The organism is Terriglobales bacterium, assembly GCA_035691485.1.
Lineage (GTDB): Bacteria > Acidobacteriota > Terriglobia > Terriglobales > Acidobacteriaceae > JAIQGF01.
The window spans coordinates 1-9,659 of the sequence record DASSIZ010000130.1 but is presented as its reverse complement, the minus strand read 5'-3'; the positions used below and the strand labels follow the sequence as shown (position 1 = coordinate 9,659).

The 9,659-nt window shown below is 62.0% G+C and carries 10 protein-coding genes; 6 read left to right on the top strand and 4 right to left on the bottom strand.

All coding sequences use genetic code 11. The annotated features are described in order from the left end of the window. Positions 1-198 (bottom strand): pyridoxamine 5'-phosphate oxidase (locus VFI82_16510; protein HET7186289.1); only part of this gene is annotated, 198 nt, incomplete at its 3' end. Positions 199-293: 95 nt separating this feature from the next. On the opposite strand from VFI82_16510, the gene typA reads away from it, so the two are divergent. Beyond that, on the top strand, positions 294-2,177 hold the full coding sequence (typA, locus tag VFI82_16505; GenBank protein HET7186288.1) for a translational GTPase TypA: 1,884 nt from the start codon (positions 294-296) through the stop codon (positions 2,175-2,177). Here the strand turns inward: typA and VFI82_16500 are convergent, their stop codons facing one another. Both VFI82_16500 and VFI82_16495 read right to left on the bottom strand, forming a co-directional pair. Then, positions 2,178-2,474: a MoaD/ThiS family protein gene (locus VFI82_16500; GenBank protein HET7186287.1), complete on the bottom strand. Its 297-nt coding sequence runs from the start codon at positions 2,472-2,474 to the stop codon at positions 2,178-2,180. Then, the gene (locus VFI82_16495; protein HET7186286.1) at positions 2,471-3,646 is read right to left on the bottom strand and encodes an exo-alpha-sialidase; all 1,176 of its coding nucleotides are present in this window, start codon (positions 3,644-3,646) and stop codon (positions 2,471-2,473) included. The genes VFI82_16500 and VFI82_16495 overlap by 4 nt, the downstream gene beginning before the upstream one ends. A gap of 159 nt (positions 3,647-3,805) precedes the next feature. Between VFI82_16495 and VFI82_16490 the strand changes: the two genes are divergently transcribed. The 5 genes from VFI82_16490 to VFI82_16470 all read left to right on the top strand — a co-directional run bounded on the left by VFI82_16490 (position 3,806) and on the right by VFI82_16470 (position 9,411). Beyond that, complete coding sequence (locus VFI82_16490; protein HET7186285.1) at positions 3,806-4,258, top strand: metallopeptidase family protein; 453 nt, start codon at positions 3,806-3,808, stop codon at positions 4,256-4,258. Positions 4,259-4,453: 195 nt separating this feature from the next. Then, positions 4,454-7,120 carry a pyruvate dehydrogenase (acetyl-transferring), homodimeric type gene (aceE, locus tag VFI82_16485; protein HET7186284.1) on the top strand — a complete coding sequence of 889 codons (2,667 nt, stop codon included), beginning with the start codon at positions 4,454-4,456 and terminating at the stop codon, positions 7,118-7,120. Positions 7,121-7,217: 97 nt separating this feature from the next. Then, entirely contained in the window at positions 7,218-7,640 is a 423-nt protein-coding gene (locus tag VFI82_16480) for a cytochrome c (protein HET7186283.1), read from the top strand. Between the two features lie 52 nt (positions 7,641-7,692). Then, complete coding sequence (locus VFI82_16475) at positions 7,693-8,625, top strand: DMT family transporter (GenBank protein ID HET7186282.1); 933 nt, start codon at positions 7,693-7,695, stop codon at positions 8,623-8,625. 18 nt (positions 8,626-8,643) lie between these two features. Then, a complete protein-coding gene (locus VFI82_16470) occupies positions 8,644-9,411 on the top strand; it encodes a methyltransferase domain-containing protein (GenBank protein HET7186281.1) in 768 nt (255 codons plus the stop codon). Positions 9,412-9,467: 56 nt separating this feature from the next. Here VFI82_16470 and VFI82_16465 read toward each other — a convergent pair. Then, positions 9,468-9,659 (bottom strand): hypothetical protein (locus tag VFI82_16465; protein ID HET7186280.1); only part of this gene is annotated, 192 nt, incomplete at its 5' end.

The following is a 9,659-nucleotide window of genomic DNA, read 5'->3' as shown; positions in this document are numbered from 1 at the left end:
TCCAGCTTTGTCGAGCGCGTAGGGCATGACCGAGCCGAAAGGAAAGCCCGGTCGTTTCCGAGACATCGTGGACAGACTCCCAACGCGCACCAGCTGCAGCAGCGTGCGTGCCCGTTCGGCGAACGATGGCTCGGGAATGGAAGGCTGCTCGACGCCAGGACCGGCATGCTTGCCCATGGATGAAGATGAAGTCGACACGTGATTCTCTCCCTTCAACCTATTCCATGATCTTAAACGAGAGGGAACCTGCGAGTCTGCCGGGCGGATTGATACACTGGAGCTATCCCGGTCCAATGTGCCTGCTGACGACCAGCGCGCAAGAACCGGTGGGAACAGGCAGGGAACTGATTTTGAGCATTCGCAACATCGCCATCATCGCCCATGTGGACCACGGCAAGACCACTCTGGTGGACGGCATGCTTCGCCAGAGCGGGGTGTTTCGCGCCAATCAGGAATTGGTGGACCGCGTCATGGACTCCAACGAACTGGAGCGCGAGCGCGGCATCACCATCCTCGCAAAAAACACGGCGGTCTTCTACCACGACATCAAGATCAACATCGTGGATACCCCTGGCCACAGCGATTTCGGCGGCGAGGTGGAGCGCGCGCTCAAAATGGTGGACGGCGTCATGCTCCTGGTGGACGCCAGCGAGGGTCCACTGCCGCAGACGCGCTATGTGCTCGGCAAGGCGCTGGAAGCTAAGCTGCCGCCCATCGTCGTCATCAACAAGATCGATCGTCCCGACGCGCGCTCGCAGGAAGTTCTGAACGAAATCTATGACCTCTTCATCGATCTCGACGCGGCGGAGGACCAGCTCGATTTCCCCGTGCTCTACACCAATTCCAAGCTGGGCACGGCCACCGCGGACCCCAAGATTCCTGGCGAGAATTTCCAGCCGCTGTTTGAGAGCATCGTCGCCACCATTCCCGAACCCGGCGGCGATCCCCAGGCGACGCTGCAGATCCTGGTCGCCAATCTCGACTACAGCGATTATCTCGGCCGTCTCGCCATTGCGCGCGTCTTCAACGGCACGCTGCGCACCGGCGAGGATGTCGGCATCGCCAAGCTCGATGGCTCGCTGGAAAAAGTTCGCATCACCAAGCTGTTTTCGTTCAATGGACTGCAGCGCGTCGACATTACCGAGACGGAATTGGGCGATATCGTGTCCATCGCCGGTGTGACCGGCATCACCATCGGCGAGACCATCACCAGCGCGGAGACTCCCGCGCCGCTGCCGCATATCGCCATCGACGAGCCGACGATTGCGATGCAGTTCACCGTGAACACCTCGCCGTTTGCCGGTCGCGAAGGGCAGTACGTCACCTCGCGCAATCTTCGCGAAAGGCTGGACAAGGAACTGCTGACCAACGTCTCCATCAAGGTCGAGGAAACCGCCAGCACCGATTCCTTCAAGGTCATGGGCCGCGGCGAACTGCAACTCGCCATCCTCATCGAGACCATGCGCCGCGAAAGCTTTGAGCTCATGGTGGGCAAGCCCGAGATCGTGACCAGGAACGTGAACGGCAAGCTGAAGGAGCCGGTCGAGCGCCTCACCATCGACGTACCGGAAGAATTTGTCGGCGTGGTGATGGAAAAGCTCGGCATGCGCAAGTCCGAGATGCTGCAGATGCACAACCACGGCTACGGTCGCGTGCGCATGGAATTCCGGGTGCCCAGCCGCGGCTTGATCGGGCTGCGCAGCGAACTGCTCACCGACACTCGCGGCACCATCGTCATGAACTCGTTGTTCGACGGTTATACCGACTGGCAGGGCGAAATTCCGCATCGCCTGACCGGCACCCTGGTTGCCGATCGCGGCGGCGCGACCACCGCCTACGCCCTCTGGAACCTGCAGGAGCGCGGCGAATTGTTTGTCGGCCCGGGCGTCGATGTTTACGAGGGAATGATCATCGGCGAAAACTCGCGCGACAACGATCTCGACGTCAACTGCGTGCGCGAGAAAAAGCTCACCAACATGCGCTCTTCCACCGCCGACGATGCCATCCGCCTGGTGCCGTTCCGCAACCTCAACCTGGAGCAGGCGATCGAGTTCATCGCCGACGACGAGTACGTCGAGGTCACGCCCAAGTCGCTGCGGCTGCGCAAGAAAATCCTGCAGGCGAATCGCCGCCCCCGCAAGGACGCCCTCCCCACCGGGGTCCGCGGCACGGAATAGCTATCCGCCCGCGATCGCCCCGATGATCAGGAAAGGCTCCTTCCCCGACGCTACCGCTTCCGGCAGCGGATTGTCAGGCGGTTCGTGCGACAGGTCTTCCTCGCAGGCAAAGAAGCGCAGAAACGGCCGCCGCTGCAGCGTGACGTGATCGCGAATGGTCCCGCGCAGCATCGGGTACTGCGCCTCCAGTGCGTCCAGCACTGAGCGCTGCGTAATCTTGCCCTGCACATCGAGCGTCACCTCGGTGCCGACGTGGGCCAGCGTGCGCAGGTGTTGCGGCAGCATCACCCGGATCATGGCAAGGTCTGCGCCTCCACCGAGAGCACCCCCGGTAAGTGTTCCGCGATCGCTTGCCAGTTCTCGCCCGCATCCGGCGATGCATACACCTGCCCGCCGGTGGTACCGAAATAAATGCCGCACTTGTCCAACGAGTCCACCGCCATCGCGTCACGCAGGACATTCACGTAGCAATCGCTCTGCGGTAGTCCCTTGGTCAGCGCTTCCCACTCGTTGCCGCCGGTGCGGCTGCGATACACGCGCAGCTTGCCGTCGGGAGGGAAGTGTTCCGAGTCGCTCTTGATCGGTATGACGTAAATGGTCTCCGGCTCGTGTGCGTGCACGTCAATCACGAATCCGAAGTCGCTCGGCAAGTTGCCGCTGATCTCGTGCCAGTTGTCGCCCGCATCGTCGGTCCGCATGACGTCCCAGTGCTTCTGCATGAACAGCGTATTCGGGCGCGAACGGTGCTGCGCGATGCGGTGCACGCAGTGTCCGACCTCCGCCTTCGGATCCGGTATGTATTGCGACCGCAGTCCCTGGTTGATCGGCTTCCAGGTTTTGCCGCCGTCGTCGGTGCGAAACGCCCCCGCCGCCGAAATGGCGACAAACATCCGGTTCTTGTTGCTGGCATCGAGAAGGATCGTATGCAGGCACATGCCGCCCGCCCCCGGCTGCCATTTGGGTCCGGTGCCGTGGCCGCGCAGTCCGGAGAGTTCGTGCCAGCTCTGGGCGCCGTCGGTGGAGCGGAACAGGGCGGCATCCTCGATCCCGGCGAATACGGTGTTGGGATCGGTCAACGATGGTTCCAGGTGCCAGACGCGTTTGAATTCCCAGGGCTTCTGCGTGCCGTCATAAAATTCGTGCGTGGTGAGCGGCTTGCCGGTCTCGGCCGAGGTGTCATACACGAACTTGTTGCTCGCCTTCGGCATCTCCCCCGGCTTGGGTATCTCCTCTCCGCCCGGAGTTGACCATGTTTTGCCGCCGTCTGGGGAGCGCTGGATGATCTGCCCGAACCAGCCGCTGGTTTGCGAGGCGTACAACCGGTTCGGATCAGCGGGCGATCCCTTCATGTGGTAAATCTCCCATCCGGAAAAGTGGGGTCCGCTGATCTCCCATTTCTTCCGGCTGCCATCCGCAGTCAGAATGAATCCGCCCTTCTTCGTGCCGACTAATACACGTACTTTGCTCATTCCTCACTCCTTCACCGCTCGGACAAACTACCAACCATGCTTCCAGATTTGCAAGTCATTGCCCGCGACTCAACCAAATTTTCATTGGGATGAGTGGCGCCGGTGCCCCACATTTGCCTGCGGCCCTCGATAACAGCGAAGGCGCTGTCAAGAGGACACGTGCCCGGAGTGCTGCGTGAGCACACGCATGTGGGGAAGTTCCCGCACGATCACACGAGCGGCTGCGTGTACGATATTGAGGTGGAGCGCGAACAGTTCATCGAGCTGGTGCGCAACGAACTCGATCGGCTGCCAGAGGAGTTTCACAGCCGCATCCATAACGTTGCCGTGCTGGTGGAAGATGTGCCCCCCGAACAGCGCCAAGCGCGCCCAGGCCGTCCCCGCTCGTTGCCGCCGCGTACCTTGTTGCTGGGCGTCTATCGCGGCACTCCCGCGACCCAGCGCAGCGTCTTCAATCTTTCCTCCGGCCCCGACACCATCGTCTTGTACCAGAAGAACATCGAAGCCGTCTGTTCCTCCGAGCTTGAAATTCGCGAGCAGGTCCGCCACACCGTCATTCACGAACTCGGCCATTACTTCGGCATGGACGAAGACCAGCTTCGTGACGTCTAGCCCCGGCACCTGAATCCACACCTTGCGGCCCTGTATCTAACCAATTAGACTTTTAATTATTCATTGCGAAACAGGGAGAATGCTGCCCGTTTCTGCCTTCACGGTTTCACTCGCACTTGCCATCATTACTTGGGGTGGGTCTCTCGTTAACCTCGAATGAGCTCGGGCTGCTCCGCAGCTCGGGAAAAGGAATTTATGAACACGAAACTCGCGCCGGAGCAGGCCTCGGGGCACGACGAAACTTCTGAGTGGCTGGAAGCGTTTGACGATATCGTTGCTGAAGAAGGCGCCCAGCGCGCTTGCGAGGTCCTGGAAGCTCTCAACGCCCGCGCCCGTCTGTCCGGCGTGGACGTTCCGGTTCAGCTCAATACGCCCTACGTAAACACCATTCGTGTCGAGGAAGAAGAGACTTATCCCGGCGACCGCTCGCTGGAGCGCCGCATCAAGAGCCTGATCCGCTGGAACGCCCTCGCCATGGTCCACCGCCAGAACAAGAAAGACCCGGGCATCGGCGGCCACATCTCTACCTACTCATCGATCGCCAGCCTTTTGGAAGTCGGCTTTAACCACTTCTTCCACGCCAACTTCGGCAACCAGCCCGGAGATTTCGTTTACTTCCAGGGTCACGCTTCGCCCGGTGTTTACGCGCGCGCCTTCTTGCTGGGCAGGTTGTCGGAGAAGGACCTGGAAAATTTCCGCCACGAGCTGCGCGACCAGCCCGGACTGTCTTCCTATCCGCATCCCTGGCTGATGCCGCACTTCTGGCGTTTCCCGACCGTCTCCATGGGCCTGGGTCCCATCAACTCCATTTACCAGGCGCGCTTCATGCGTTACCTGGAGAACCGTGGCATCATCCCGGTCACGCCGCGAAAGATTTGGGCCTTCGTCGGCGACGGTGAAACCGACGAGCCTGAGACCCTGGGCTCACTCACCCTCGCATCGCGCGAGAAGCTCGACAACCTGCTCTGGGTCGTCAACTGCAACTTGCAGCGTCTCGACGGACCCGTGCGCGGGAATGGCAAGATCATCCAGGAACTCGAGGCCGCCTTCCGCGGCGCCGGCTGGAACGTCATTAAAGTCATCTGGGGCGCTGATTGGGACGACCTCCTGGCCCGCGACAAGTCCGGCCTGCTCTTGAAGCGCATGGAAGAGACGGTGGACGGCGAGTGGCAGGCGCTCAAGGTGAAAGGCGGCGCCTTCATTCGCCGGGAATTCTTCGGCAAATACCCCGAGCTGCTCGACTTGGTTTCTCACCTCAGCGATTCCGATTTGGCATCGCTTCGTCTCGGCGGCCACGATCCGCAAAAGATTTATAACGCCTACAAACGGGCGTACGCGCACAAGACCGGCCCCACCGTGATTCTTGCCAAGACCATTAAGGGCTACGGCCTGGGTTCGGCGGAAGCGCGCAACGCCACGCACCAGGAAAAGAAGCTTACCGACGAGCAACTCGCCGCCTTCATCAAGCGCTTTGAAATCCCCATTCCCGAAACCGCCGCCCATGCCGGCGAGTTCTACCGCCCTCCTCAGAACAGCGAGGAAATCAAGTACATGAAGCAGCGCCGCATCGATCTCGGGGGCTACATCGTCATCCGCGAGGATGGCGACTGGAAGCTCACCGCGCCCGCCCTCGACACGTTCAGCGAGTGGCTGGAAGGTTCCAAGGGGCGCGCCGTTTCCACCACCATGGGCTACGTCAGCATCCTGCGTCACCTGCTGAAGGACGCCAACATCGGCAAGCTCATCGTGCCCATCGTCCCCGACGAAGGCCGCACCTTCGGCATGGAATCCATCATTCGCCAGGTCGGCATCTACGCCAGCCAGGGCCAGCTCTATAAGCCCCACGACCAGGACATGCTGCTGTATTACCGCGAAGCCAAGGACGGCCAGATCCTGGAAGAGGGAATTACCGAAGCCGGTTCGATGGCTTCCACCGCTGCCGCCGGCACCGCCTACTCCAATTACCACGTGCCCATGATTCCGTTCTTCACCTTCTACTCGATGTTCGGGTTCCAGCGTGTCGGCGACCTCATCTGGGCATTTGCCGACGCGCGCGGCAAAGGCTTCATTGTCGGTGGCACTGCTGGACGCACTACGCTCGCCGGCGAAGGCCTGCAGCATTGCGACGGCCACAGCGTCGTGCTCTCCAGTGTCGTGCCCACCTGCGCGACCTACGACCCCGCATATGTTTACGAGATCGCCGTCATCATTCAGGACGGCATCCGCCGCATGTACCAGGAGAGGGAAGACCGCTTCTACTACATCACTGCCTACAACGAAGACTATGCCATGCCGGAAATGCCCCAGGGCGTCCAGGAAGGCATTCTGCGCGGCATCTATAAGCTGAAATCAGCTCCCGCCGCCAAGGCTAGCGTGCAGTTGTTCGGCAGCGGTACCATCCTGAACGAAGCGGTGCGCGCGCAGCAAATCCTCGCCGAAAAATACAGCGTGCAGTCCGACGTGTGGAGCGTCACCAGCTACAACGAGCTTCGCCGCGACGCCCTTGCGGTCGAGCGCTGGAACCGCCTGCATCCCTCCGAGCCGGAGAAGAAGCCGTACATCCTTACCGCCCTCGACGGCGCCGATGGCCCCATCATCGCCGCCACTGACTACTTGAAGATCGTTCCTGACCAGCTTGCCCCCTGGTTGCTATCGCGCCTGGAATCGCTCGGCACCGACGGCTTCGGTCGCAGCGACAACCGCCAGCACCTGCGCCGCCATTTCGAGGTTAACGCCGAATCCATCGCCGCCGCCGCTCTCTCGCGCCTGGCCCGCGAAGGCAAGTTCGACGTCGGCCGCGCTCAGAAAGCATTCGCTGAGCTCGGCCTGGATACCGAGAAACTCGATCCCGCCCGCGCCTGAATCGGGAAGGGCACATTCAATGGCTTGGGTACTTTCGTCACCCCGTTTGTGACCAGCATCACCGTCTGGATGGTTGGGCGGGTGCACGCTCGGATGTATGAAGGCAAATTTATCGCGCTGGGCCTTCGTCCCAATCTTCATTCTGCTCTTGTGGTTTGCCTGCACGCGCGGACCGCAGAAGGGGCCGCCGGCAGCCAGCCCTACCTCGGGCGCCGAACTCTACGCCGCAGAGTGCGCCAGCTGCCACGGCGTCTCCGCCAAAGGTGATGGCCCCGCGGCGGCTGCGCTCAAGGTCCCCCCGCCCGACTTGACGGTCCTCGCCAAGCGCAACGGTGGCCGTTATACCGACGGCCAGGTGTACCAGATCATCGAGTGGGGAGGCGCCATTGCCAGTCACGGCTCGCGCGAGATGCCGGTTTGGGGCGTGGCTTTCCGTCCTCTCAGCAACGAGAACCAGAAGCAGGTTTCCGACCGCATTCAAGCGCTCACCGACTACATCGGCACGCTGCAGGTAAAGTAGCCCGTCTACAACGTCGCCGCCCGCGTGCCCGTGTTAACCTCGCATATAGAGGATGGCAAAAGCTCGGACAATCGGAACTCTCTACGGCGGCCTCGGCATGGTCTCTTTCAGCCTGACGCTGCCCGCCACCCGTGCTGCTGTGCTTCACATCCATCCCGCGGTTGTCGCTTTCGGACGTCCCGTCGTCGCTGCCGTGCTCGCGGCTATCCTGCTCATCGTGACCCGCCAGCGTCCGCCCGCTCGCCGCTACTGGGGCAGCTTCGTCCTCATCATCATTGGCCTGGTGATTGGCGTTCCGCTGACGTTTTCCTGGGGCATGCACGCGCTGCCCTCGGCGCACGGCGCCATCACGCTCGGCTTGCTTCCGCTGGCGACCGCGCTGGTTGCGGCGTTGCGTGCCGGAGAGCGGCCGTCGACGCGCTTCTGGGTCGCCAGCGCCATCGGCAGTGCCGCCGTTCTCGCATGGGCCTGGATCAACGGCGCGGGAAACATTCAATCCGGCGACATCATCCTTCTGCTCTCGGTGGCGGCCTCCGCCCTCGGTTACGCCGAAGGCGCCCGCGTTGCCCGCGAGATTCCCGGATGGCAGGTGACCAGTTGGGCTCTCGTCTTTGGCGCGCCCCTGCTTATCATCCCGCTTGCGCTCGCGATGCGCGCGCATCCACCCGTCGCCGCGACGCCCGCCGCCTGGAGCGCGTTTGCCTACATCTGCCTCGTCAGCCAGTGGCTCGGTATGTTTGCCTGGCTCAAAGGACTCTCTACCGGAGGGATCGCGCGCATTGGCCAGACCCAGCTCCTGCAGCCGTTCTGCACCTTTGCCTTTGCCGCCGCTTTGCTCGGCGAAACGGTTACCCTACCCATGGTCCTTGCCGCCGGTGTCGTGGTGGCTGCGGTAGCAGTTGCCCGCAATGCTCCGGTTGAACTTCGTCACAGCTCCTATGACAATGAACCTGATGTCAATGAACCTGATGTCCTTGACGTCTGAAGCCTGAATCCTGTCTTCATGTCGCACAAAGACACAATCCGCAAGGAATTCACGCGCCAGGCGGAGGCCTTCGCCGCGCTTCGCGAACTGCACTCGCCCGAGCGCATCGACCGTCTCGTGAATGCCATCAGCCCCGCTCCGACCGAGCGTGCGCTTGAGATTGCCACTGGTCCCGGCCACGTTGCCATGGCCCTGGCACTGCGCTGTCGCGAGGTTGTTGGCGTCGATCTCACCGACGCGCCCCTCGCCATCGCGGAGCGCACACGCCGCGAGCGCGGCCTCGACAACATTCGTTTGCAACGCGCCGACGCCGAGCAACTCCCTTTTGCCGACGACGAGTTCGACATCGTCCTTTGCCGCTTCGCTCTTCACCACTTCGAAGATCCCGCCGTTCCGCTGAGGGAGATGATTCGCGTGTGCCGCCCGGGCGGGCGCATCGTGGTCGAGGATCTTGCCGCCAGCGAAATTCCCGGCCGCGCCGCCTTCTACAACCACTTTGAACGTCTGCGCGACACCTCGCACACGCGCGCGCTCTCCATAAGCGAACTGCTGTGTTTGTTCGGCACGCATGGCCTGGAGATTGACTCGCTCTACACTGCCGACCTGGTGCAAGCGGCGGAACAGTGGCTCGCCAACTCGCACACTCCTCCCGATCGCGCCGCACAGGTTCGCGACCTGCTGGCTCGTGATGAGAGGGAAGACCTCAGCGGTACACGGCCCTTTCGTCGCGACGGCGAATTGTTCTTCACCCAAAAAACTCTCGCGGTGGTCGCCCGGAAACCTTGAACGACGCAACCGATGTCCGAACCGGCCACTCCTGACCGATCACCGCAAACCGCTTTTCACGGCGCCTTGGCTGCGACCACCCCAATGTTCGCAATGGTGGCGCCTTTTTTCATCGACGGCACGGCGCAGACATACAGCACCACGCCACTGGCTGGCGCGCGGGCGTCGAGCACCGTCTTGCCGAAATAATCGGTGACGTAGCCGATTCTCATCCCCTGCTGCACGTACGATCCGCGCTTGACCGCGGG